The organism is Bradyrhizobium sp. USDA 3311 (assembly GCF_054062495.1).
Genome location: NZ_JBSSFI010000001.1, coordinates 60,275 through 85,255, shown reverse-complemented (window position 1 = coordinate 85,255; position 24,981 = coordinate 60,275). Strand labels below are relative to the sequence as shown.

The 24,981-nt window shown below is 56.4% G+C and carries 21 protein-coding genes and 5 pseudogenes; 14 read left to right on the top strand and 12 right to left on the bottom strand.

The features are described 5' to 3' along the window. Positions 1-9 precede the first annotated feature (9 nt). The 4 genes and pseudogenes from ACVWW6_RS00425 to ACVWW6_RS00410 form a co-directional block, all read left to right on the top strand. Positions 10-1,410: an aminotransferase gene (locus tag ACVWW6_RS00425; protein ID WP_456679867.1), complete on the top strand. Its 1,401-nt coding sequence runs from the start codon at positions 10-12 to the stop codon at positions 1,408-1,410. A gap of 97 nt (positions 1,411-1,507) precedes the next feature. After that, positions 1,508-2,881: a M20/M25/M40 family metallo-hydrolase gene (locus ACVWW6_RS00420; protein WP_456679866.1), complete on the top strand. Its 1,374-nt coding sequence runs from the start codon at positions 1,508-1,510 to the stop codon at positions 2,879-2,881. A 235-nt stretch (positions 2,882-3,116) separates the two neighbouring features. Beyond that, positions 3,117-4,304 (top strand): pyridoxal-phosphate-dependent aminotransferase family protein, encoded by a 1,188-nt coding sequence (locus tag ACVWW6_RS00415; protein WP_456679865.1) that lies wholly within the window; start codon positions 3,117-3,119, stop codon positions 4,302-4,304. 33 nt (positions 4,305-4,337) lie between these two features. Further along, positions 4,338-4,681 (top strand): annotated as a pseudogene (locus ACVWW6_RS00410) (hypothetical protein); the annotation flags it as partial. A gap of 284 nt (positions 4,682-4,965) precedes the next feature. On the opposite strand, the gene ACVWW6_RS00405 reads toward ACVWW6_RS00410, so the two are convergent. Together ACVWW6_RS00405 and ACVWW6_RS00400 are read right to left on the bottom strand one after the other, a co-directional pair. Next, positions 4,966-6,276, bottom strand: coding sequence for a glutamine synthetase (locus ACVWW6_RS00405; RefSeq protein ID WP_456679864.1), 1,311 nt, complete (start codon positions 6,274-6,276; stop codon positions 4,966-4,968). Further along, positions 6,266-7,135, bottom strand: a complete 870-nt coding sequence (locus tag ACVWW6_RS00400; RefSeq protein ID WP_456679863.1) for a MurR/RpiR family transcriptional regulator — start codon at positions 7,133-7,135, stop codon at positions 6,266-6,268. Before ACVWW6_RS00400 ends, ACVWW6_RS00405 begins: the two co-directional genes overlap by 11 nt. A gap of 268 nt (positions 7,136-7,403) precedes the next feature. On the opposite strand from ACVWW6_RS00400, the gene ACVWW6_RS00395 reads away from it, so the two are divergent. From ACVWW6_RS00395 to ACVWW6_RS00360, 8 genes are all read left to right on the top strand, one after another. Next, positions 7,404-8,108 (top strand): N-formylglutamate amidohydrolase, encoded by a 705-nt coding sequence (locus ACVWW6_RS00395; RefSeq protein WP_456679862.1) that lies wholly within the window; start codon positions 7,404-7,406, stop codon positions 8,106-8,108. Further along, positions 8,101-8,796 carry an isochorismatase family cysteine hydrolase gene (locus ACVWW6_RS00390; protein ID WP_456679861.1) on the top strand — a complete coding sequence of 232 codons (696 nt, stop codon included), beginning with the start codon at positions 8,101-8,103 and terminating at the stop codon, positions 8,794-8,796. Before ACVWW6_RS00395 ends, ACVWW6_RS00390 begins: the two co-directional genes overlap by 8 nt. Positions 8,797-9,115: 319 nt before the next feature. Further along, entirely contained in the window at positions 9,116-10,432 is a 1,317-nt protein-coding gene (locus tag ACVWW6_RS00385) for a M20 family metallopeptidase (protein ID WP_456679860.1), read from the top strand. Positions 10,433-10,462: 30 nt separating this feature from the next. Beyond that, the gene (locus tag ACVWW6_RS00380; protein WP_456679859.1) at positions 10,463-11,704 is read left to right on the top strand and encodes an ABC transporter substrate-binding protein; all 1,242 of its coding nucleotides are present in this window, start codon (positions 10,463-10,465) and stop codon (positions 11,702-11,704) included. Positions 11,705-11,779: 75 nt separating this feature from the next. Then, the gene (locus ACVWW6_RS00375; protein WP_456679858.1) at positions 11,780-12,535 is read left to right on the top strand and encodes an ABC transporter ATP-binding protein; all 756 of its coding nucleotides are present in this window, start codon (positions 11,780-11,782) and stop codon (positions 12,533-12,535) included. Beyond that, entirely contained in the window at positions 12,532-13,263 is a 732-nt protein-coding gene (locus ACVWW6_RS00370) for an ABC transporter ATP-binding protein (protein WP_456679857.1), read from the top strand. The genes ACVWW6_RS00375 and ACVWW6_RS00370 overlap by 4 nt, the downstream gene beginning before the upstream one ends. Beyond that, positions 13,260-14,144 (top strand): branched-chain amino acid ABC transporter permease, encoded by an 885-nt coding sequence (locus ACVWW6_RS00365; RefSeq protein WP_456679856.1) that lies wholly within the window; start codon positions 13,260-13,262, stop codon positions 14,142-14,144. Before ACVWW6_RS00370 ends, ACVWW6_RS00365 begins: the two co-directional genes overlap by 4 nt. Continuing rightward, entirely contained in the window at positions 14,144-15,178 is a 1,035-nt protein-coding gene (locus tag ACVWW6_RS00360; RefSeq protein ID WP_456679855.1) for a branched-chain amino acid ABC transporter permease, read from the top strand. The genes ACVWW6_RS00365 and ACVWW6_RS00360 overlap by 1 nt, the downstream gene beginning before the upstream one ends. A 525-nt stretch (positions 15,179-15,703) precedes the next feature. Here the strand turns inward: ACVWW6_RS00360 and ACVWW6_RS00355 are convergent. From ACVWW6_RS00355 to ACVWW6_RS00340, 4 genes and pseudogenes are all read right to left on the bottom strand, one after another. Further along, a pseudogene (locus ACVWW6_RS00355) lies at positions 15,704-15,884 on the bottom strand (integrase core domain-containing protein); the annotation flags it as partial. Between the two features lie 39 nt (positions 15,885-15,923). After that, complete coding sequence (locus ACVWW6_RS00350) at positions 15,924-16,814, bottom strand: DUF2156 domain-containing protein (RefSeq protein ID WP_456679854.1); 891 nt, start codon at positions 16,812-16,814, stop codon at positions 15,924-15,926. Between the two features lie 78 nt (positions 16,815-16,892). Continuing rightward, positions 16,893-17,408, bottom strand: coding sequence for an SET domain-containing protein-lysine N-methyltransferase (locus ACVWW6_RS00345; protein WP_456679853.1), 516 nt, complete (start codon positions 17,406-17,408; stop codon positions 16,893-16,895). A 707-nt stretch (positions 17,409-18,115) separates the two neighbouring features. Next, positions 18,116-18,817, bottom strand: a complete 702-nt coding sequence (locus ACVWW6_RS00340; RefSeq protein WP_456679852.1) for a hypothetical protein — start codon at positions 18,815-18,817, stop codon at positions 18,116-18,118. A gap of 652 nt (positions 18,818-19,469) precedes the next feature. Between ACVWW6_RS00340 and ACVWW6_RS00335 the strand changes: the two genes are divergently transcribed. Then, positions 19,470-19,907, top strand: a complete 438-nt coding sequence (locus tag ACVWW6_RS00335) for a hypothetical protein (RefSeq protein ID WP_060908463.1) — start codon at positions 19,470-19,472, stop codon at positions 19,905-19,907. Here the strand turns inward: ACVWW6_RS00335 and tnpC are convergent, their stop codons facing one another. The 3 genes from tnpC to tnpA form a co-directional block, all read right to left on the bottom strand. Further along, positions 19,908-21,494: an IS66 family transposase gene (tnpC, locus tag ACVWW6_RS00330; RefSeq protein ID WP_371740533.1), complete on the bottom strand. Its 1,587-nt coding sequence runs from the start codon at positions 21,492-21,494 to the stop codon at positions 19,908-19,910. Between the two features lie 95 nt (positions 21,495-21,589). Then, positions 21,590-21,940 (bottom strand): IS66 family insertion sequence element accessory protein TnpB, encoded by a 351-nt coding sequence (gene tnpB, locus ACVWW6_RS00325; RefSeq protein WP_038379303.1) that lies wholly within the window; start codon positions 21,938-21,940, stop codon positions 21,590-21,592. Further along, positions 21,937-22,383 carry an IS66-like element accessory protein TnpA gene (gene tnpA / locus ACVWW6_RS00320; protein ID WP_060908461.1) on the bottom strand — a complete coding sequence of 149 codons (447 nt, stop codon included), beginning with the start codon at positions 22,381-22,383 and terminating at the stop codon, positions 21,937-21,939. The genes tnpB and tnpA overlap by 4 nt, the downstream gene beginning before the upstream one ends. A gap of 93 nt (positions 22,384-22,476) precedes the next feature. Between tnpA and istB the strand changes: the two are divergent. Then, positions 22,477-23,013 (top strand): annotated as a pseudogene (istB, locus tag ACVWW6_RS00315) (IS21-like element IS1631 family helper ATPase IstB); the annotation flags it as partial. Positions 23,014-23,088: 75 nt separating this feature from the next. On the opposite strand, the pseudogene ACVWW6_RS00310 reads toward istB, so the two are convergent. The 3 genes and pseudogenes from ACVWW6_RS00310 to ACVWW6_RS00300 all read right to left on the bottom strand — a co-directional run. After that, positions 23,089-23,940 (bottom strand): annotated as a pseudogene (locus tag ACVWW6_RS00310) (IS481 family transposase); the annotation flags it as partial. 112 nt (positions 23,941-24,052) lie between these two features. After that, a pseudogene (locus tag ACVWW6_RS00305) lies at positions 24,053-24,304 on the bottom strand (helix-turn-helix domain-containing protein); the annotation flags it as partial. A gap of 77 nt (positions 24,305-24,381) precedes the next feature. After that, positions 24,382-24,645, bottom strand: coding sequence for a hypothetical protein (locus ACVWW6_RS00300; RefSeq protein WP_456679851.1), 264 nt, complete (start codon positions 24,643-24,645; stop codon positions 24,382-24,384). Positions 24,646-24,981 lie beyond the last annotated feature (336 nt).

Here is a 24,981-nt window from a genome sequence, read left to right as displayed (position 1 = left end):
AGAACCGGAATGATTGAAATCAAAACCATCGCTGAGCGCGACCGCTCAAGCGTTCTGCACCCTTTCACTCAGCTCAAGGATTTTGCGAGCGGGAAGATGGGCGATCCCACGATCGTCACAGGAGGAAAAGGTATTTCCATCAAAGACGCAGAAGGGCGCAGCTACATTGACGCGTTTGCCGGCCTTTACTGCGTAAATATCGGCTATGGGCGCACTGAAGTTGCTGAGGCAATCGCCAGGCAGGCCTATCAATTAGCTTATTACCACACCTATGCGGCTCATACGACTGAGGAACTCGCAACGCTATCGGACCGTCTGGTTCGGATGGCACCTGGTAAGGCTAGCAAGGTGTTCTACGGCCTTTCCGGCTCGGATGCGAACGAGACGCAGGCGAAGCTGGTCTGGTACTACAATAATCTTCGCGGCCAGCCGAAGAAGAAAAAGATCATCTCTCGCGAACGCGGGTATCACGGCTGCTCGGTGGTCTCTGGATCCATGACGGGGATGTCCTTCTACCACGACCACATGGATCTTCCTTTTCCGGGCATTCTGCATACTGGTACTCCTCACCACTATTGGGGAGCGGAGCCGGGCGAAACTGAGGAAGAGTTTTCGCGTAGGCGCGCCGCTGAACTCGAAGAGTTGATTGTACGCGAAGGACCAGAAACCATCGGCGCATTCATCGCTGAGCCGGTCCTCGGCACGGGCGGCATTACGCCGCCTCCTGCAGGCTACTGGCGCGACATTCAGGATGTGCTCCGGCGGTACGACGTTCTCCTAATCGCCGATGAAGTTATTTGTGGGTTCGGTCGGACCGGTGCAGAGTTTGGAAGCACGCTGTACGGCATTGAACCTGATCTGGTAACCGTCGCTAAAGGCTTGACCTCAGGCTATATGCCTCTCTCGGCCGCCATCGTGGGCAAGAAGGTTTACGCCGTCATGGAGGAAGCCGCCGATCGAGTCGGAGCGTTCTCCCACGGATACACGTATTCTGGCCACCCGATCGCCGCAGCTGCCGCAAATGTGGTCCTGGACATCGTTGAGAAGGAACAGCTAAGCAATCGCGCTAAAGTCATCGGGGCACATTTCCAAGAGCGCCTTAAGGAGAAGTTCTCTCAGTTGGAGATCGTTGGCGAGGTTCGAGGCGTCGGTCTACTTGGCGCGGTCGAATTTGTTGCTGATCGGCAGACGAAGCGCCGGTTTGATGTAGATCTTAAAGTTGGCGCGCGGATTTCGAAGGCGGCGCGCGATCGTGGATTGATCGCTCGAGCTATGCCCCATGGGGACATTCTTGGCTTTGCGCCGCCGCTAGTCGTTTCAGAAAGTGAGATCGACGAGATTGTTGATCTCGCGTACCGGGCAACAAAACAGGTAATGGACGAGCTGAGAAAGGAGTCCGCTAAGGAGTAAAGTCTCGGAACTCGTGAGCTGCATATGCGTACCGACCTGATGAACCGGCATTTGCGACTGCACAATTCGAGCAGCAACGAAACCCGGGAAGTTGCGAATGAATAGAAAAACAGACCTGACAGTCGCTAGCGCTGAACTTTTGAAGGTCTTCGAGTATATTGACCAAAATAAAGAGGCCTTTGTCAGTCGCTTGATCGAATACCTACGACATCCCAGTATCAGCGCGCATAATGTCGGCATTCGGGAAGTTGCCGAATTACTCGTGGGCATGCTCAGTCAACTCGGTTTCGAAGCGCGCACCATTAACACGTCCGGCCACCCGATGGTCGTAGGACGTTGGGAGCGTGCACCTGGAGCACCAACGGTTCTCTTGTATGGCCACTATGACGTCCAACCTCCGGATCCGATAGAAGAATGGATCAGTCCACCGTTTGAGCCCACGGTGCGGGACGGCCGCATCTATGCTCGAGGTGTGGAAGATAACAAGGGGCAGCATTTTGCGCAGCTACTAGCGATAGAATCGTTTCTGGCTGTTCATGGCGGCTTGCCATGCAACGTATCGTTTCTCCTCGAGGGCGAGGAGGAAATCGGAAGTCCTCACATTGAGGAGTTCGTTCGGGAAAATCGCGATATCCTGAAGCCAGATTCGGTTGTAACGGCTGATGGCCCAGTTCACGAATCGGGTCGTCCTGTGGTCGCCTACGGCGTACGGGGAATTGCGGCCTTCGAATTACGCGCTCGTTCAGCGAATCGGGATCTTCATTCCGGAGGCATCGGCGGGTGGTTCAACCCCATTTGGACGCTTGTTCACTTACTTGCAACGATGAAGGGTCCATCTGGAGAGATTACGATCGATGGCTTTCACGACAATATCGTGCCGCCCACTGAGCTAGAGCGTGCGGCCGCCGCCCGCTTGCCACTTGACGAGAGCATCGTCAAGCGAACGCTAGGTCTCAGCAAACTGGACGCACCCACCGACCGACCGGTGTTCGACAGGCTTATGTTCCATCCAACGTTGACTATAAACGGTTTGCACGGAGGTTATGGCGGGCAAGGATCCATGTCGGTGCTGCCACGGGAAGCCAGCGTGAAGTGCGATGCTCGTCTGGTGGAGGGACAAACCCCGGAGGACGTGCTTGCGAAGATAGAAGCCCACGTCAAACGACACGCGCCGGAGGTCGAGTTCATTCGGCAGGAAGCGATGTTACCGTCGAAAACGCCACTCAATTCCCCATTCTCGCAAATAGTTCAGCGCGCCGTTCAGATCGGACAAGGTGTGGCGCCGCTAATTTACCCCTCCTTGGGAGGAAGTCTCCCCGATTACGTGTTCACAAAGATGCTTGGCACCCACGCGTTCGTTGTACCTTATGCGAACGCTGACGAGGCCAATCATGCTCCTAATGAGGATCTAAAAATCGATTATTTTGTCAATGGAATCCGTACGGGGGCCGCTCCTAGATGGGCTACGTAGAGTTGAAGGAGCGAGCTCCTCGGAGACCGTCACTGACGACAATCGCGGTTAAGGCGCCTTTCATCCGCCATTCAGCAAAAATGCCAACCCGCTGGTAGAGACAAGCTCTGTTTTAGGATGACGAAAGATGGAGCATACGCCGTCGGGCAACGCACAAAGAGATTTAAAGACGGCCAAGGCGTAAAAGTGTGAACGGCGATTCTTTCGGATCGTTTCTATCAACAAGGACAGACCTATGACCATTCGCGCGGGCCGGGAATTTCTGGCCACCCCCGGGCCCACCACGATGCCCGATGAGGTGCTGCGGGCGATGCATCGTCCTGCGCTCGACATCTATTCCAGGCAGATGACCGATCTGACCGAGGGGCTGTTGCACGATCTCGCCAAGCTGTTCGCGACCAAAGGCAAGACCTACACCTATATCTCCAACGGCCACGGCGCCTGGGAAGCGGTGCTCAGCAACGTGCTCTCGCGCGGCGACAAGATCCTGGTGCTCGAAAGCGGTCGTTTCGCCGTGGGCTGGGGCCATGCGGCGAGCCTGATGGGCGCCGATGTCGAGGTGTTGAAGGGCGACTGGCGCCGCGCCGTACGGCCCGACCAGGTCGAGGAGCGGCTTCAGCGCGACAAGGAGCACACTATCAAGGCCATCGTCGTGGTGCAGGTCGATACCGCGTCGGGAGTCTGGAACGACATCGAGGCGATCGGGAAGGCGATCAAGGCCGCCCGCCATCCCGCACTCTACATGGTTGACACGGTCGCCTCGCTTGGCTGCATGCCTTTCGAGATGGACAAATGGGGCATCGACGTTGCGATGTCAGGCTCGCAGAAGGGCATGATGACGCCGCCGGGACTCGGCTTCGTGGCCGCCAACGACCGTGCGCTGGAGGCGCACAAGAAAGCCAACATGGCTACACCCTATTGGAGCTGGAGCGAACGCGAAGGCAGCGAGCATTATCGCAAATATGCCGGCACCGCGCCTGTGCATCTCCTGTTCGCGCTGCGGCAGGCGATCGACCTGATCCACGAGGAAGGCCTCGAGAACGTCTTCAAGCGCCATCGCTTGCTCGCCGAAGCCGCGCGGCGCGCCGTCGCCTCTTGGTCGGAAGGCCTGGTGCTCGGTTTCAACATCGCCGAACCGGGCGAGCGGTCCGATACGGTGACCACCGTTACCATGGGCAACGGCCACAATCCGCTCGCGCTGGAACGCTACTGCAAGGAAAAATGCGGCGTGGTGCTCGGCACCGGCATCGGCGATCTGCAGGGCCAGGCCTTCCGGATCGCCCATATGGGCCACATCAACGCGCCGATGCTGCTGGGCACGCTGGGCGTGATCGAGGTCGCGCTCAACGCGCTGAGGATTCCGCACGGGAAGGGCGGGCTGGAGGCGGCAGTCTCGTATCTTGGCGAGGCTGTAGAGGCGTAGGATTCGCGGCTGCGGCCTACAGCCAGATTTGCAATGAGAATTTCTTGCACCTTCGTTGAATTCGAAACGGGTTTTCATCGACGCCACCTTTATCCGCGCCAGGTAAACCTGTGGCAGCAGGTGAATGCACGGATTTCCGAGTTCGTCTGCAACTGGCTCGAGGTGACGCCGGAGGAAGCGCGCAAGATCCAGAGGGATTGTTACCAGCGCTTCGGCAAGACGATACGCGGCAGGATGACCCTGCACGGGTCCGCGGCGACGATTATTCGCCTATGCGCACCGAATCGATCGTTCGCCGCTGGAGCCAAATCCGGTATTCGGCGCGGCGATCGGGAAACGGCCGGGGCGCTAGCTTGATCCTGACCAACGGTCAGATCAGGGACTTGCATCGCGTGCGGCGAGGCCATTGCTGACCCGCTTTCCATATCTTCTCACGTGATGATCAACCGCGACGGCCGCAGTCGTTGGAAAGAGAGAGGCTTCTTGTGTGTCGCGACGCACGGTCGGCAGCGAGATGGTTAGCCGAAATTCCCGCCTTGCAGATGATGTTGATCCCTAGGATTGGAGAACGGGTAGATGCGTATCCTTACAGTCACACTTGGCCACGGATCCGTGTTATTGTTCCACGGTGCTTACCACTTCCGATCTTAGCTTGTCTCGTCTAATAGACCTGCTCATACAAGCTGCACACTTCCTGTTGAGATTTTCCCTCAAGGAAGGACATCTCGCCCTTCTTGTGCTTTGCGTAGGTATCGACGAACCCCCCGGGAAACCATCCGGTTACCGTCTGGTTGGCCAACAACCGATCAATAGCTTCGGCCAGCGTTTTCGGCAGGCGGACATAGCCACGCTCTGTCAGAGCCGACGGACTGAGAAGAGACAGGTCCTCGGTCGTGGCCTCCGGTGTAGCAAGTTCTTCTTCTATGCCTTGAACGCCAGCGTGTACGATCGCGCCGAGTTGCAAATGCGGGCTCGCAGTAGCATCCCCGGCGCGAAATTCAAAGTTGAATTGAGCGGCTTTGGAAACATCGCTCAACTCGGATACAGGACAGATACGCACGGAAGCTTCGCGATCACGGAAACCGAGATTGTTGAAGGCCGCGCTCCAGCGGTGCGGCGTCAATCGAAGATAGGAAACAACGCTTGGCGCGGTGATCGCAACGACTGCGTCGAGATACTTGAGGATACCAGCGATGAATTGACCGGCCGCTCTGGAAAGCTCGTGTTTGCCCGTTGGATCCCAGGTCGCCGGTTTGTCGTCCTTCAAAAAACTAAGATGGATGTGCGCGCCATTGCCAACGCCGGACGGATTACGAATGGGCGTGAACGTAACCTCTTTGTCGAATGCATGCGCGACTGAACGAATCAACTCACGTATGATCGTCGACTGATCGGCTATGGCAATTCCTCGCGAAGGTCCCATGGTGACTTCGTACTGCCCAGCGCCAAATTCCTTCATGAAGGTATCGGGCTCCAAACCAGCTGCTCGCATAGCTGCCACAAGAGTCTCCGCCATGCCCCGCTCAGCGCGAAACCCATCAACGGTGTAGGCGCCTCCGAGAGTAGCTGTTGCGTTTCGAAACTGGAACTCGTGCTCGAATGCGCCAACCAACTGCAGTCCTGCAACCCTATTGAGTCGATCAAGAGCACCCTTGAGTATTGAACGGGTACAGAATTCCCATGGCCGACCATCGGTGTGCCGAATATCGCCCAGCGCGAAATGTTCCACCGGCACATTCTCACCAAGTTCTACCCGCACCCTCGCAGTTCTGTCGGGAATAAGCACGAGATCGCCGAGTGAGCCGAACGGGCTTTCGGCAATAGCGTCGAAACAGGTGATCTGGACATTCGTTGGCGTCCAGCCAATCCCGCGCTTGGTGCGCTTCTCGAACTGGCTGGCTGGAAATGCCTTGCCCCGAACCTTGCCAGCAAGATCAGTGCAACAGGCAATAACCATTTCCTCAGCGATCATCTTTATCTCCTGAAGGTTGGGCCGGTGAAACCAAGCGAAGTGTGTCCCAGGCCTCGAGCCGCGCTTTTGTCGTAGGCCAGTCTGATTCCGATACTTTGACGATCAACGCCTCGACAAAGGCGATCGCGCAGACGAGCGTGTCCCACGCTGTTTGAATTTCGATCGGCAAGGCAACCACGTGATCGCTATGACGTGCGATGGGCGACATCCATTTGTCCGTGATTAGCACGATCGAGGGGCGGCACTCTTTTGCGACGATATCGGCAAGAGATTCCAGGTCGCGCTGGTAGCGGCGGAAGTCGAATAGGATGAGAACATCCTGTTTGCGGATCGATAGCAGCAAATCGGGCCAATGTTCCGGGTTCGATGGCAGATGGTGAACTTTCGGTCGAATTTGCTTGAGGTGAATCGACAAGAAAGTCGCGATATTGTCACTGATACGCCCCCCGAGAACGAAGATCGCTCGTGCCGGATCGGAGATGAGCGTCAAGATCCGATCAAATTGTTCCTGAGGTACGCTTTGGCTCATCTCGTGCATCCGATCTGACGCACGCCTTGCGTAGTCCGCCAAGAATGCACCGCCCTTGCTGGGCTTCTCGGTAGCTTTCAGTTCGAGAGGGGAGCTTCGGCTCTCCTTCAATTCTGCTATTAAATGGCGCTGAAACTCCTGATATCCGGCAAAGCCAATTTTGCTAACGAACCGTGTGATCGACGGTGCGCTGACGCCGGTGCGCTCAGCTAGTTCTTGAATGGTCTGAAGAGCGCCGAAAGGATAGTCGGCCAGCACCGCATCGCCGATCTTGCGTTCGCTGACAGTCAGATTGGCGTTTTCTCGCTTGATCATCTCTCGCACGGTCATGGCACCCAAACCTGGTTCGGCAACTAATCAGACGATGAAAAAAACCAGTGTTGATGAATAGGCCGATGAAAAAAATTTGTCAAAGTAAAAATATATATGTATTCTGATTGACAAATTTCTGGCCGAGGGGCATGTAGTTCGGCGATGGAAGTCGTGCAGCAGCCTGGGTGACGCATTGCAGCCGTTTGATACCCCCGCAAAGTTGCTATCGCCGTCTGACCCTTCGCCCCTTGATTTGATCAATGCTAACGGGCGTGGAGCCTTCGTTTTGATCTGCGAGCACGCGGGAACGATTATCCCGCGGCGGCTTGGAGACTTGGGTCTCGCTGCGGCCGAAATGCACAGGCATATCGCGCACGACATCGGTGCCGAAGGGGTTGCGCGCCAACTTGCGGATTTGATCGACGCTCCGCTCTTCTTGCAGCGCTACAGCCGCCTAGTGATCGACTGCAATCGTCCCTTCGATGTCTCTGACTGCATTCCAGAGATGAGCGACAGCACAACAGTGCTGGGCAATCTGCGCCTGTCGGAGCAAGAGCGCCGTCAGCGTTACGTGGAAATACACGAGCCATTCCATCGGCAAGTGGCGCTCCTTCTAGATCGTCGCGCGGCGGAACGATTTCTGACGATTCTGGTCGCTGTGCACAGTTTCACGCCGCGGCTGAGGGGAGGGCCCGATCGGCCTTGGCAGCTCGGCGTTCTTTCCAATCGTGATCGTAGCTTTGCCGAACGTTTCCTGACTGTCTTCCAGGGGCGAAATCCAACGATACTATCGGCCCACAACGAGCCCTATCGAGTTGACGACAAGGGAGACTACACGGTCCCGATACACGGAGAGCAGCGCGGCTTGCAGCACCTGCTGCTTGAAATCCGGAACGATCTAATCAGCGATTCCGAAGGACAGCGCGTCTGGGCCAAGTTGATTGCCGACACCTTAATCGAGGCTTTAGCAAAAGGTGCTGGCAATGACTGACTTTCCGACGACGCGGGAAGTGCCGCTCAAACGAAAAGAAGCCGCACTATTGCTGATCGATGTGCAGAATTTTTGCGCTCGGCGCGATGGCGGCGAATTCAAGGATGTGCCCGAGGCGGATATCACCGGCAAGTACGGCTATTTCTTCAATCGTTTGAAGTCCGTCGTAATCCCCAACCTGGAGCGACTACAAGCGGCATTCCGCGCGGCAGAAATTGAGGTGATGTACACGACCATCGAGAGTCTCACGAGCGACGGTCGCGATAGAAGTCTCGACTACAAAATCACCGGATTTAACGTACCGAAAGGTTCGTGGGACGGCAAGGTGATCGACGAAATCGCGCCAGGGGACGACGAGATCGTTCTACCGAAATCATCATCGAGCGTCTTTGTATCGACCAATATCGATTATCTGTTGCGCAACATCGGGGTCAAGCAGCTGGTGTTGTGCGGGCTCGTTACCGACCAGTGCGTCGAATCTGCGGTGCGCGCCGCTTGCGACCTAGGCTACCTGGTCACCCTCGTGCCGGATGCGTGCGCCACCTATAGCAAAGAGCGACACGACGGTAGTTTGAGGGCGATCAAGGGATACTGCCGCCAAGTGTACACGGACGCACTGATTGATGAGATCGGCAAAGTGTGTGCGGCTCCGTCCAGCGAGAAGAGTGATCGAAATGCCCAATCTTGAAGCTGCCGTCAAGGTTGGCTCGAAGGGCCATGACTGAATTCAAGCGTAAGCTCGCTTAACACCTGTACTCAACAGGAAGCTCATCAATGCGTCGCGTCAGAGTCGCGAAAGGGCCGCAGAATTTGGTGGAATTGGAGCAGACACCAATCGGCACACCGGTAGACCGAGGAGAGGTTTTTCTTGATAGGCCAAACGTCGCCGGATCTTTCCGGACAGCTGTTCCATGCACGGCGCGGCGTCGCGGCGCGTCCTTGTCGGCTTACAATCGATAACGCCGGGGTAACGCGTCCGAACCACGAACCCGAAGGGAGGAATTGAAATGGCAAATCTTGAAGATGCGGTGAAAGCTGCCTGGAAGGCCATCGACGAAGATGGAAGCTATGCAACTGAGCTCACCCGAAAGCTGGTCCGAATTCCCTCGGTCAACCCGAAATTTATCAGTGACGCTCGCCAGAACCGCGAGAGCGCTGTCCAGGACCTGGTCCAATCGGAGCTCACTTCGATCGGCATGTCGGTTGAACGATGGGATGTCTTTCCCGATAGGCCAAACGTGGTCGGCCAGATCGGCGGCGCCGAAGAGCGTAGTCTTTTGCTGTGCGGCCATATCGATACAGTGCCGATCGGCGAGCGCAGTAGCTGGAGCGTTGATCCCTTCGGTGGTGAGATCATAGGCGGTAAGCTTTACGGTCGCGGAGCGGTCGATATGAAGAGTGGTGTAGCGGCGGCCATAGGCGCCGTTCGCGCCATCTGCGCCGCGGGCATCGGGCTTCAGGGCCGTGTCGCCATACATTCTGTCGTCGATGAGGAGGCTGGCGGCTTCGGTGCGATTGATGCCGTCAAACGCGGCCATCTCGCCAAGGCTGCCATTATCACTGAACCAAGTTGGGGCGAGATCCAAATTTGTGAAGGGGGCCTGGAATGGATACGGATCACCATCACGGGTCGACAGGGCCATTCTGCGTGGCGTTATAACGAAATCTGGCCGCAGCGCGATGGACCTGATCGGTTGAGGCCAGCCGTGAACGCGATCGACATAGCAGCGCGTTTTCTGGACGCTCTCAGGAACTTCGAAAGCTCGCGATGCCGCAATCGTCAGCATCCGTTGCTGCCGCCCGGTATGAATACCTTCAATGTCGGCGCGATGCGCGCCGGTGCAGGCCTCGGGCCGGATGGTTTACCCCTTATAATGACGAACCCCGCTATTGTCCCGGATGTGGCTGTCATTGACCTCGACTATAAATTCCTTCCCAATCAGAGACAAGAAGACATACGGTCTGAGTTCGAGGCCTTTGTTCATCACTTCTGCCAGCAGGATCTCTGGTTGCAGAACAATCCGATCAGGGTCGAATGGGAGCTCGGTGGTCTCCATTTCCCGCCTATTGATACTTCGCCCGATCACGCCATCGTGCAGTCGCTGATGAAGCGCCGAACGCAACTTGGCGGAAAGTCGAAAATTGCAGGTGTCACGTTCGTCACTGACGGTGGTCACTACGCCGGCGCAGGAGTCGATGCTGTGATCTGCGGTGCATCCGGGGACGGTTTTCACGGTACCGACGAGTACGTGGACATTGCTTCCCTGAAAGAGACGACCAAAACCTTGGCAGCCACCATAATCGACTGGTGCGGCGTCAAGTAATCCAGCGTGTGCAATGACAGAGAGGTGAACATGACCATGAAACGATCTACTCTTTGCGTGAGCCTGACTCTTGCCGCTCTTGCTGCGGCGTTGCCTGCCCGTGCCGCCGATAGAGTTGCTAAGATCGGCGTGCTTGCGCCGCTGACTGGCGGCTCGGCGGCGGACGGAAATGAAATGATCAACGGCGCCAAGCTTGCCGTTGACGAGATCAATGCTGCCGGTGGTGTAGCCGGGTACAAGCTGCAGGTTGTCGTTGGTGACACCCAGAATCAGTCCGCTGATGCGGTGACCAGCGCAATCGAGCGACTTACCAGCGACCGTGACTTGAATGCGATGTTTACCGGCTACGCTAGTGGCAGCAATTTCGAGATCGAAACCATAGCCGAACATGAGTTGCCCTATCTGATCTCGGCGAACACGGCTCAGACGCGGGACATCATCGCGCCCCATCCGGACAAGTACCCGACTGTCTGGTCGTTAAACCCGTCCTACGACGCTTACAATACAGCGATGGTTCCAGTCCTGGGGGAGTTGGAGAAGAGCGGAAAGCTGAAGCTACCCAATAAGAAAGTTGCCCTGATCTCCTCCGATAATCCTTATTCGAAGACGGTTATGAACGGGCTCGAGAAGAGCTTCAAAGAGGGGGGCTGGACTGTAACGTCAACGGACCTCCTCCCTTTCGGTGAGATCGACAACTGGCGTACGTTTCTGGCCAAGGTCCGCCAGGACAATCCTGCTGTTATCATCAATACCGACTATCAGCCGGGTAATGCAGCCAAGTTCCTGACGCAGTTCCTCGAGCAACCGACGAATAGTCTTGTTTTTATCCAGTACGCGCCTTCGGTTCCCGAATTCCTCAAGCTGACTGGTAAGCAGTCCACTGGCATCGTCTACAATCTGCTGGGTGGCACACTCAATACTCCGAAAAACCCACGAGCGGGCGAGGTCATTAGGAAATACCAAGAAAAGTATGGCAGCGAACCGGGTTCATACGGGCCGGCACTCTATGAGGAAGTCATGATCTATGCCGATGCTCTGAAGAAGGTAGGTGATCCGACCAAGCGGCTCGCCATCGGCAAAGCCATCGGCGAGACTCAAAAACAGATCGCGGGGGGGGCGCTCGCCTTTGATCCTAAGACACATCTTGCTGTGCAAGGCGACAACGCGCTTCCGATCCAGTTCTTCCAGATCTGGGACGGCAAACGGGTTCTGTTCTATCCGGTGCAGTACAGCGATGGAGAATTCCAAATGCCCCCCTGGATGAAGCAATAGCATTCACGGTCAAGCGGCCACGCGGCGTCACCGCGTGGCCACTGCTTCCTCAACGCCAGCCGCGAAGAGCGTACCATGGTAAAAGAAGGTCAAAGGGAGCCATTGCTCGAGATCCGTCGCGTCACTCGACGGTTTGGCGCATTGGTTGCGCTCGACAACGTTTCGTTCTCTATCGGTAAAGGTGAGATCTTCGGGATCGCCGGTCCGAACGGCAGTGGCAAGAGCACGCTTTTCAATGTCATCACTGGGATCCCATTCGGTCCGAGCGAGGGCGAGGTGATCCTATCCGGCAGGCCGATCCATCGCCTAAGGCCGCATGAGATCAGTCGAGCGGGGGTCCTTCGCACATTCCAAAAGGATGCGGAGTTTGCCACTCTTACAGCGCGCGAAAATGTTTACGCAAGCGCTGTCTATTGCGGCCAGATGTCCTCGGCCGAAGCGAAGGACGCTGCGGAACGGGCTCTCGATGATGTAATGTTGGCGAAAGAGCATCGAACAAAATCTGCCTCAAATCTCTCCGTGTTCGAGCGCAAGCAGTTAATGATCGCTTCAGCAATTGCGGGCCGTCCTAAGGTACTTCTTCTTGACGAGCCTGCCGCCGGCCTGACGAAGCCGGAAGTATCCGGTCTTTCGGATCTCATAAGTGCCGTACACGCGCGCGGCATAACCATCGTTCTCATAGAACATGTACTCCCACTTCTCCTGAAAGTATCCAAGCACCTGATGATCCTTAACCACGGCGCTGTCATCGCTTCAGGCGAGCCGGAAGACGTGGTGCGAAACCCCGAAGTTGTTGAAGCTTATCTCGGGAAGCGGGAGGCGGGTCTTTGAGCAGCAATACAAGAGCACTTGAAATCATAGACCTACATGCCGGGTATGATGTTTCCAACGTGCTAGTCGGCATGAGCCTGCATGTCGGCTCGAATGAGCGCGTGGGGCTCTTTGGACCCAACGGGCATGGCAAGACGACGCTGCTAAACACGATCTCGCGGGTGATCCACCCGCGGGTAGGCCATGTGCGCTTCATGGGTGAGCCGATCAATGATCTTGCTGCCCAGAAAATCGTTGCGCGCGGTCTGATTCACGTGCCCCAGGGCAATCGACTCTTTCCCGATATGCAGATCATGGAGACCCTTGAGCTCGCGGCCTACACCAAATGTGCGCGGGAAGAGCTAAAATCGAACCTGGACTACGTGCTCCGTCTTTTTCCACGACTTGCTGAGCGCCGCCGACAACAATGCAAGACGCTGTCGGGCGGCGAGAGGCAGATGCTCTCGATCAGTGTAGGCCTCATGTGCGCACCTCGCATGCTGATGCTAGATGAACCGACGCTTGGGCTATCGCCCAAGCTGAAGGATGAGCTTGCCGAGGCGATAGCAGAAATATCGTCACGAGGCATTCCACTTCTCCTTGTTGAACAGGACATAGCTTTCATCCTGTCGCTGGTCGACCGAATGTACCTCATTGATCACGGGGAAATTGCCCGAGAAATCAAGCGAGGCGCAGAAGTGGACCATCAAGAAATCATGGACATGTATTTTGGATCGGAGCACGCATGATGACGGCCGACGTCCTTAGTGCCATTCTCGTCAGCGGTATAGTGCTCGGCTCTGGTTATGCTTTAATGGCGAGCGGCCTTTCACTCGTTTGGTCGACACTCGGTATTTTCAATTTTGCCCACGGAGTGCTGATGACGCTCGGTGCCTATGTTGCCTGGACAGTATCCGATGCGGCTGGCCTCGATTTCGGATTGGCCGCCGGAATAGCGCTGACAGTAGCTACCATGGTGGGTGCCGGCATTTTGATCGAACGGGTTATAGTGCGGCCGTTTTACAACCATCGCGACTTCTTGCTCATAACCGTGATGACCACGCTGGCGGCGATGATTTTCATGCAGAAAGGAATCCAGCTGATCTGGGGCGCCAGGCTTAAGCAGCTGGATCCGATCATGCCTGGTAAGATCCGCCTTCTTCAAACGACGATCTCGGCTCAGGAAGCTCTTATCATCATTATCGCGCCGCTCTTGCTTGGCTTGCTGTGGCTCTTTCTCAGTCACTCGCGGATCGGGCGTGGAATAAGGGCTGTTGGGCAGAACCCGGATAGTGCACGCCTGATAGGAATCGACGTGTCTCTTCTGTTCATTATAACGTTCGCTTTGTCGGCCGTTCTTGCCGGTTTGACGGGGGTACTTCTTGGCTCCGTCCGTCTGCTGACACCAGAATTCGGCGCTGAGCCGCTCGTTAAGGCGCTGATCGTCGTGATCTTCGGCGGGCTCGGCTCGCTAGGTGGGACAATTGTTGCCGCCTATCTAATGGGCTTCCTGGAGGCCGCTCTGGTATTTCTCGTTGGTATCTACTGGGCACCGTCCGTGATCTTTCTGCTGCTGATTGTTGTCCTTCTCGTAAGGCCGCAAGGGCTTCTCGGAAAGGTGGTGCGGTGATGAACTTCCTCCGCAACAGAAAGATATGGCTAATCGGGGCTTTGCTGATTGCCGGGCTCCTCGTGCCGATCTTTGTGCAAGACGTTTATCTCCGGCATTTGTTCATTATCTCGTTCGTTTATGGGATCGTAGCCGCAAGCTGGGACGTCACTCTTGGGTACGCCGGCATCTTCAATTTTGCTCATATGGCTTTCTTCGGCGCTGGGGTCTATGCGACGGGGCTAACGGCAAAACTTCTCGGTATCGATCCGTGGATTGCGATGCTGATAGGAGGACTGGCTGCCTCTATGGCCGCTGCCATCGTCGCGTTGCCGGTCGTTCGCCTGCAGGGCGTCTACGTGGTCCTCGTCACATTCGCTTTTAGCCAGCTCGTGATGCAGTTTGTCATTAGCCAGTCGGATATCACGGGTGGCACGCAGGGGCTTGTACGGGTACCGACAATATGGCTTCCGAATTACAATTTCGTGCGCGACTACAAGCTCGGCTACTATTATGTGGCATTTTCGCTGCTCGTTTTTTCGACCGTGTGTCTGCGTCGGCTGGTCGTCTCGAATTTTGGCCTTTCTATAATAGCTCTGCGCGACAACGAGGATTATGGTGTCTCGCGCGGCATACCAGTCGCACGGCAGCGGCTGTTTGCACTAGTCGCCAGTGCGTTCTTCACAGGGTTGGCAGGCGGGTTCTACGTCATCTACCTACGCGTGGCCTCTCCTGAGGTCTTCGATTTCTCTACCGTGTCGCTTGTGTTGAGCATGGTACTCGTCGGCGGCACCTCGAGTATTTATGGTCCCTTATTTGCGGCGCTTATGCTGACTTTCATTTCGGAAGGGTTTGCTACCATTGATAACTTTTCTGAGGGGCGTCACATGTTGGTTGCCTTGGTGATGATTGTCGTGCTGCTATTCCTGCCAAAGGGCCTCGCATCGGCATTGCCGAAAAACGTTGGAAGTAAAGCGCAACTCCTATTTTCGCGTGGAAGGCATGGACCTTCAGGGAATGCTGCCGACGCCACACCCACAAAAGAATGCGGTTGAGCTGCCGCTTGTTTCTCTTAACTGATTGAGGAGAGCTGCCATTGACATGAAAATTGTCGTCGTTGCCGGAGAAGCGTTTGGTCTGCTGATGCACTGCCGACGTTAATGCAAAGGAACTCGAGGCCTCCGAGAGTGCGGATCCTCAGATGGATCATTTTCGTTGAAGAAGACCATGCTTATACGGTTCATTAGATTCAAGCCGCGGACGAACCATTGACCAGAGCCCTTAGTCAAGGGCAAGTGCTACATTTCGATGATTGTTGTGCTGGACGTGGCTATCGCAGGGTGACATAGCATCAACCTTGGCGTGGATATATGTGTCGCTTCTCTGTCATCCATTGATCCGTAGATGGCAGGATAGCGCAACCTGGGTTGACAGCTATGCGGGCTGTCGTCTCGACGTCAGCTTGACAGCGATGAATTATGACCTGCGACTGAATTTTTATCCAGCGGCAGTTAAAGTCTCGGAGTTAGTGTAGCGAGACCGAACTTTGGACCATTCAGAACTAGAGTTTTTCGCCGTGATCACGTTGGCGGGCTGGATGCGCCGACGTGGTTTTGCAGTAAAATCGGCGGTCGATTGCCGATCGCGCCATGGGGCCGCTCTTCATTGTAGTATCTGCGCCAAGTCTCCACCTTTTGCTGGGCGTCCGCAAGAGACAGGAACCAGTGGGCGTTGAGGCATTCGGCCCCTGAAGCGGCCGGCCGCTGAGTTGAGAACCGCGTCAACTTCCGTCTAGTGTTCCTACGAAGCTACCATAAGACTGAATTTTTCCACAATTCCTGCGGGACGCCAGCTAATTTTCGCCTGGCGCAAACCCGGAATCCCAAGATCTTGCCCCCGATTGAGGAAAGTCGCTTCGGCTGCAATCTCTCGTGCTAGTGCGTGAAGAAGGTATTCATAGGCGCCTTTGTACTCTCGTTCGGCTTTCTCATGATGTTCAACAAACATTGAAGAGTTGAGCCGCTCGCCTATGGCGAAACCGACGAGCTTTCCCGCTATCTCTATCACCACTCCTTTTATTGGCAGCGAGTCAAAGGACTGTAGAGCGACTTTGACGGCGAAGGTCTCCTCTAGTGCCGAGTCTCGGCCAGCTTCTTGGTCGCTTAGCCATCTCTCCTGAAGCTCGATGCAACTAACCAAATCGCGCGCCTGTAGCGGTCGCGCGGTTGGATTAAGGTTCGCAAATCGCCTGACGAGATTTCTCTTGCCTTCGAACTTCTTGCCCTTCAACGTCATCAATTCGCCGACATTGTAGTAGTAGTCGCTATTGTCACGATCGAATACGAGGGAAGTGCTTTGTGAAAGTTCGTGAGCAAGGGGATATGGGATACGCTCCCATCGGTAGGTTCTGAGCCCAGGTAGGGGATCACGCATTATCTGTTCTGGATGCTCTCCTATCGGGGGGAAGAACCGCAACTCGCTGTCAGATTCCCTCTGGTACGATACCAGAAGGTGATTTTGATAAACACAAACCTGATGGTGTTTTAGATCGGCCCAGCAAAAAATGTTAGCAAAAGTCATCTCGCAGCATTTGGGCGGAAACTCCGTAAAATATCGATCAAAGGTTGTCTTCTGAGACATCGATATCGGTTGCATCGCGTCTAAGATACAGCTCATAGTGCCGCGGCTCATGCAAGTGCCTTTCTGAGATCAGGAATTGACTGCACTTGTCACCCGTTAGGCAACATCGAGTTCGCCTTAACTTGATCTTCACTGAGTGTTTGACTTGGTCGACTTCGTCCTTGCCACGTCTGACATTTGGATAAGGTGCAACAGCACAAATTGATTTATCCGGCGCAAGTAGTCATGCTGGTTGGTTTTGATCAGATGTTCGTATCCAGCAATATAGTTTGAATTCTCGCAGCATCGGCACATAAAGGGCTCGGCGAGAAAGTACTCCGAGCAATTGTAGTCTATCGAAATTTCGTCCGTCTCACTATCAATCGCCTTGAGGGCCTTCAGAACGACCATGTCAGAGACGACCATGACGTAAGCGTTGGGACGACAATTGTGATTGATAAAGTCAATAAAGTCGCTACAAAGGTGTCGGTGATGACCAATCTGTATGGTTCTCTTGTTGGCCGTCTCTAGAACGGCTCCGCCGAGTTTTCCCACAACATCGCCGCTCGATGTTGGTTTCCTCGAAAAAAGACCAAGTCCATTGATCTTAGATGGCCCCAGGAAGAGCCAAGAACTGGTCTCACAAGCAAGGTCATTCTCAGCCATTCTGCGAAGTCTCCGTGGCTCCTGACAGTCGGCTCGACGTCGACAGCGTTACATCTTTATCGCCGCGCCACTGTCTATAGCGTCGACCGGGTATGTGGATCATCTAAAGTGCTCCGTCATGCCTTGGCAACTCATCAATTCTAGTAGCTAATGTTGAAGATGCCCGTCGCGGTATGCCATGTGCAGCGAGAGGGTGGGGCGGAACGACGCCTACGATCATCTGTAGCCGACCTGCAATTACCCGGTTGCTTTCATCATCCCGAGATGTTTTTGCACGCCGCAAGAGGGAATTCATTACTGGGCCACAGTGGCTAGATCGCGGATGAAAACGCAGAGATCGTCAGCTTTTAAGGAGTCGCAGCCGGCTGCGCCTGCTTCCGTAATGTGAACAATCGACAGCCCTGAACATTGCTGGCGATGAGCACAAGACAAATAGGGCATCAGACTTCAAGCTTCGCATCACGATCGGGCGCGACGCAGTGATCATCTCGGCTATCGTCTGTCGGACGAAGGCAGCGGCTGGTCGGCTTTCTCGGAACTGCCCAGCTGCGGCACTTGTTTCTGGGTCGCGCGTCCACCGCCACACATAGGTGGTAAGAACGGAGCTTCTCGCCAGCAATTGCGAAGCAGCTTGTCCCCTCAAGGCGAACTCCGGTGGACCATCAAGTTGCCAACTAGGCATCAGGATTCAGAACCCTAACGTATTGTCAGTGGACCGACGGGTTCAAAATGAGTGCGTTTCTGCGGTGACCATCAAACTCGTTCCTCAGCTCCTCTCGGGTTCGCCAAATTAACCAGTAATCATAATCCATAATCTCCCCTTCCACCTCCACCAGTATCGATACGTCTCCTTCATGATGCGCACACGCGTATTGCAAGACTAGGCCCTTATCTAGTGCCCATCGCTCTACAAGCGCACACAGGAAGTCTGGTGCCCACATTGCAAAAGAGAGGCTGTGTGTCACCTTTGCAATGGTTCCGGACAGTCCTTTTCCTCTAAAGTCGCTTCTGATCCAGTAGTCCCCGTGGTAAGCGACCTTCCCCGTTATCGTCGTTGCACTTGCGACTCGGCAAGTGCAACGGTAATAACGATTCGCACATACGGCCGGATCCGCATAAAACGCCTTTAAGGATTCAAAATGTTCTGCAAGATTACTGCCTGAAAGATCGTAAAGGCGCTGCGCGGCCAAAATTCCCACAGCGTTCTCGTTGTCGAGTCCCATTATCCAATAGCCCTCGCCTGGGTTAATCGGCGAGAGGTCTGGCCGGAAATTTGGTTCGATTGGCTCTTTCGTTGGCGTCGTGCGAGAGATCCGGGCGAACTCGTCGAAATCGAATCCTAATCTCAACTTGACGCCTTTTTCAGCGAGGAAGTCGTCATGAATTTGGAGCGTGCGAGAAACACGCAATGAATCCTCTAAGCACTTCATTGCTGCACCTTGTCCTTCGCGTGATCAGTGTATCGTAGCCAAACTGCTTCATGCTGATAACGCACTCTCAATGGATCGAGATACTACCAATTTTGGTTCACGAAACGTTGCGGTGCCTTCATTGCGGGATGGAAGGGAGGCACCCCGCAGCGGAAGTTGAGCCGCGTGCGTTGTGGGCCACGGTGCTCGGACGATCCGTATCGAACATCTAAGGCTGCAGCGGTGGAATTCGGCGGCAAGCGCTTAGCTAGCTGAACCACTCGGCCCGTGACAATTATCTTCGACAGAGCACAAGCGGGGTCTCCCTCCGGTGAAGTCCTCACCGGATGCTTACGAAGCGGGCGATACGAGTCAGCTTTTTGTAGCGAGTTGCAATGCGCTTGAACTATCCGTGCGGAGTAGGCCGCAGGGTTACCGTTTGAGCAGTGCAGGGTTCTCTTGGTAGAACCTGATCAGCTTGATGACGTTTTCGATTCCGAAGTCGGTGAACACCTGTGAGCGTCACGAGAGGATCACTGGCGCCTGGGCTTGACTTGCGCGGAATGCTCTGGATAGCGCGGTCTGGATGATTGACGCTGCCGGCGCGCGGTGATGGGGTGATCCCGGTTCGGAGCGGGCAACGGGGATCAGAATGACCAGCGAATCGCAGCTGCGCGAGAAGCTTCGGAAGATCGAGGCGTTGTTCGCGGGTGCCGGAACTGCCGGTGAGCGCCTTGCGGCGGAAGCTGCGCTACAGCGGGTGCGTGCCCGGGTCGCGGAGCTCGCTCGCCACGATCCGCCGATCGAGCAGCAATTCTCACTTCCTGACCAATGGTCGCGGCACCTGTTTTTGGCGCTTTGCCGCCGGTACGGGCTGCGGCCGTTTCGTTATCACCGCCAACGACGCAACACGGTGGTGATCCGTGCGTCCCGAGGCTTCGTCGACAAAGTTCTGTTGCCGGAGTTCACCGAGCTGGAGAGGGCGTTGCAAGTTTATCTGCACGAGATGACGCTGCGCGTGATCCGCGAGGAGATCTATGACGACACCAGCGATGCGCAGGAAGTTCCAGAGTCCTTGCCGTCGAACTGATCAGGCGGCGAGCTTTGCCAGCGAACTGTCGCGCTCGGCCTTCCAATTCCACGGCAACAGCATGTGCAGCTGATTGATCTTTGTACGTCCGGAGACGATGCGCTCGAGAACATCGGTCAGATAGTGTCGCGGGTCGATGTCTTGCAGCTTTGCCGTGTTGATGAGCGAGGCGAGAATGGCCCATGTCTCGGCCCCGCCTTCACTGCCGGCGAACAAGTAGTTCTTCTTTCCCAGGCCTATCGGCTTGATGCTGCGCTCGACCGTATTGCTGTCTATTTCAATGCGTCCGTCATCGATGAAGCGCGTCAGGCCGTCCCAATGGTTGAGGGTGTAGCGGATGGCTTTGCCCAGACCGGACTTCTTCGAGACTTCCAGCAGTCGCGCCTCGAGCCAAGGTTTGAAGTCCTCGATCAGCGGCCTGGTGTCGGTTTGCCGCACCGCAGCCCGATGCGCCGCCGGCAGACCGCGGATGCGATCCTCAATGGCGTAGAACATCGCGATCCGTTGCAGCGCTTCCGCGGCAATCGGCGACTTCGTCGCGACGTGAACGTCCCAGAACTTCCGCCGCGCATGCGCGAAGCAGAACGCCAGCAGCACCAGACGGCCGCCGTTCTTGATCAGGCCCTTGTAGGCGGCATAGCCGTCGACCTGCAGGATGCCGTGGTAATCCCCGAACAGCTGCTTGGCGCGGATCGCCTTGCGATCCTCGGCAAACATGTAGACCACCGCCGGCGGCGCGGGGCCGCCCCACGGACGGTCATCGGTGGCGATCGCCCAGAACTGGCAGACTTTGGTTCTGCCACGGCCGGGATCGAGAACCGGCAGTGGCGTCTCGTCGGCAAACAGCCGCGGGTAGGACATCACTGTGTCGCGCAACAGCGTGTGAAGCGGCTTCAGCCACCAGGCGGCGCGGCCCATCCATGAGGCCAGCGTCTGCCGGTCAAGCGTGATGCCTTGCGCGGCGAACATCTGTTCCTGCCGATACAGCGGCAGCTGGTAGCCGTATTTCATCACCGCGATGTGGGCCAGCAAGGCTTCCGTCACCATCCCGCCGTCGATCGCCTGGGCCGGCGCCGGTGCCTGCAGCACACCCTGGCGGCATCCCCGGCAGCCGTAGCGCGGACGCACAATGCGCTTGACCTGGTACTGCATCGGAATGACGTCGAAGGCTTCCTTGACGGTCTCCCCGATCTTGTGCAGCCGCTCGCCGCAGCAGGGGCAGATGTGGCTCTCGATATCGATCACGACGTCGATGCGCGGCAAATGCTCCGGAAGCCTCCCCCGGTTGCGTCGCGCCGGTCGCTTGCTACGGCCTTCCGCTCCATCAGGCAGCCTGCCTCCGGTCCCGTCGTCGTTGGCGGCGGCACCTGCCGCCTGCGCCGTGATGGTGAAGAGAGACAGCTGTCCGGGATCCAGTGTCTCGGAGCGGGGACCAAAGATCGTGCGCTTGTACTGGGACAGGATCATCAGGAGCTTGTCGTTCTCCTGGACTGCAGCATCGCGTTGGGCGATCGCCACATCACGCTCGGCCGCCAGCGTGCTGCATTCCGCCGACACCACGGCAAGCCGTGACGACAGTGCCGTCACGGCTTGCTGGAGCAATGCTCGATCGGAAGGCAAATCAATCATGCAGCGCGTTCTACTACAGCTCTGCATGAATGACGAACTACTCTTGATGATGATCAACCAGCTCGTGTTGGTTGATCCACAACCCGCATCGGCACACGCTTCCAGTCCGAGCCGTCGAGCAGCACCGAGAGCTGAGCATGAGATAGCGGCATGACGCCTTCCTTGATCGGAGGCCAGCTGAACTGCCCTTCGATTCTCTTGTAGTAGAGAACAAGGCCACTTCCGTCCCAGGTCAGGATCTTCACGCGATCTCGGCGCTTGGATCGAAACACCCACAGCCCGCCGTCGAACGGATCGGCTCCAAACGCCTCGCTTACCAGCATCGCCAGCGAGTCCATGCCGCGACGGAAATCGACCGGCTGCGTCGCGATCCAGATCGATAACCCAGCGCGGGGCCCGATCATCGGCCGACCGTCCCGACTGCCGCAAGCACCTCGCAGAGTGCTCGCCGGTCGACCGTTCCCATGACACGGATGCGAACTGCGCCGACCTCGATCTCAATCGCTCCCTGCTCCTCGCATAGCGGCAATTTGCCTCCACAGTCGGTGATTGCGACCGGCACAAAGCCTGATGGCATGCCTCCATGCTCCTCGAGCTTCGCCCGCGTTGTCTGACGACGCCAAAGAAACAACAGGCTCGGGCTGATGTCGTGTCGCCGCGCCACCCCGGAAGCGCTTGCACCCGGCGCAAAACTCTCCGCGACAATCGCCGCTTTCGCATCGGTCGACCAGCGCCGTCGTCGGCCGGTCCCCGTGATGATCTCGACGCGCCGCAGCGTGTCGGAGCCGTCCTCAAGGATAGGCGTATGCCTATCCTTATCGCCATCCTTACAACTCGCTCTTGACATGGTGACCGGTGACCTCGTGACAAACCTCTCCACGAGATCTTCCTAGCCGACTAGATCAACCCTCAGTGCGTGGTCGCCAGATGACGCTCACGGTCCTTCAATCCCAAACTGCCACGTCAGACCTGCTTCCAGCTCCACACCCTGGCGTTCATTGCCGCTGGCGAGAACGCTCTGCTTGTCGGCAAACCTGGCACCGGGAAGTCGCACATCGCCAAGGCGATTGCCTATCAGGCGATCCTGCAAAGCCACAAGGTCCAGTATCTTGAGACCGACGACTTCTTCCACCGCTACGCCCTGAACTCTCCGGCACAACGCGAGGTCCGGCTGCGAACCATCATCGACTGCGATCTCCTCGTGCTGGACGATCTATTCCTCGCACGCGCCATCCCCGACGACGCCGGCACTTTGCTGCAGACCCTGATCCATCAGCGCTACAAACTGCGCCGCAGCGTCATCGTCACCTCCAATCGCGTCGTGCAGGATTGGGGGGCATACCTTGGGGACAACACTATGAGCACGACAATCCTCGATCGCCTTATGCATCATTGCCATCTGCTTGAGTTCGACGGACGCAGCTATCGGCTCAAAGAAGCCGCTGAAGCTCTTGCCCGGGAAACAAACTCAAACTAACAGTCCCTTGTCCTGCCTCGCGGGTGGAGGAATTTGACTGACCACACCCGGAGGAATTTGAAGTGACCCGCGGGGATAGAACTCCTCGAGCACGGTGCGGTGGAAGCGCTCAACAATGCCGTTGGTCTGTGGGCTCCTCGTCTTGGTGCGGGTGTGATCGATGTCTTCGACGGCGAGGTAGAGCTCGTATTCGTGATGCTCCGGATTGCCGCAATACTCGGTGCCGCGGTCGGTCAGGATCCGGTTCAGCGGGATGCCCCGCGCATCGAAGAACGGCACCACGCGATCATTCAACAGTTCGGCCGCCGTGATCGGCGTCTTGCGATCATACAGCTTGGCGAACGCCACCTTGCTGTAGGTGTCAATGAAGGTCTGCTGATAGATCCGCCCGACCCCCTTCATGTTGCCGACATAGAAGGTGTCCTGCGCACCGCAATAGCCGGGGCACTCGCTCTCGAACTCGCCGTGCGCCTCCTTCTCGGACTTGGCCTTTTCCAACGCAACGAGCTGGGCCTCGGTCAGCACCAGGCCGTCCTGGGCCATCTTGGCCTCCAGCGCCGTCAGCCGCTTCTTGACGTTGGCGAGGTCGTGACGCAGCCACACCGCCCGCACGCCGAACGGGGAGATCGACAGGCCGCGGCTCCTGAGCTCATTGCTGACCCGCACCTGCCCCCAGGCCGGCTGGTCGATCGCCAGCTCAACGACGGCTGCCTCGACCTCCGGCGCGACACGGTTCTTCAGGACCGGTTTCTTGCGGCTGATCTCAATCAGCGCCAGCTCGCCGCCCTTGTCGTACAGTTCCTTGAACCGGTAGAAGCTGTCGCGGCTATAGCCCATCATCCGGCAAGCCTGGCTGACGTTGCCGAGCTGCTTGGCCAATTCCAGCATGCCGACTTTCGCGCGAATGACCTTCTGTTCCTGGGTCATGGTAACGTCTCCTGTGAGACGCTGCAGGCTGCGCGGGAGCGCCCTTTGGGTGAGCGCTCCTGCTCGCCCGCAGCTCCATTCCCTGCCAGTTCAAACCTTGCCGTCAGATTAAGTCGAAACTTCTACACGTATGCCGCCGGAAAGCGACGATGATCGCCTCCTCCTCGATGGAAAGCACTGTCGACTTGGCGTCCCTGGGGCCTGTCGGGATATCGGCGACAGTCTCGCGATCCTTCCACTTCGCGACAGTCTTCTGGTTGATCCCGTAGCGCTTGGCGAGCGCCCTCAGGCTCTCTTGACTATTTTGTATTGCTCGACGGACTGCCTCCGTCGTGGTGGCGCAGCCGTGTAAAACTTGTCCCATAGCGCATCCTTCGAATCGTGCGATAAGAATGCACCATCAAAGCCTGGGACTAAACACCTAGGCCAATGGGCTTAAGTTTACACTTCATTTTTCTTTGCCGCTCCGGCTTCAGCACGCTTGATAAGTCCTGAATACACCAGGACGCGTCGGCCCTTACAGCACAGGACACCACTTAACAAAGTTAAAAACTCGCCAGATTTTGCGACATTTGTCTCTGCTTCAATCAAATCACCTTCGCTGGCAGACTCCATGAATTCAGCAAAGAAAGACAGTGTGCTCGCACGCTCTATTCCGAGTCGTGCCAATGCGAATGCGAACAAGGAGAATTCAGCAAACTTCATAAGACACCCGGAGTCAGCGCTGCCCATACCGTTCAGGTGCCGTTTCTCGAGCCGGAATGCACATCGGATTCGTTCACCAGCATCTTGGGAGAAGTAGAATGGCCCACATCTGGACTCAAACGTAACTCGCGGCCAGGTGCGCCAGCCAATGAACTCCCCCTTAGTTTCGATGACGGTCCCATTAAGAGAACGCATGCCGAGTCGTGCAGAGTCGGTGTGCATAAACAAAGCCCTCCTGGATAAGTTCGCGTAGGCCCGAAGCTGTCGCCGCAGCGGAGTCCATCAGCACAAAAGTGTTCTTTGCGCGAATTTTCGACCAGCTCTAGTCAGCGGTCT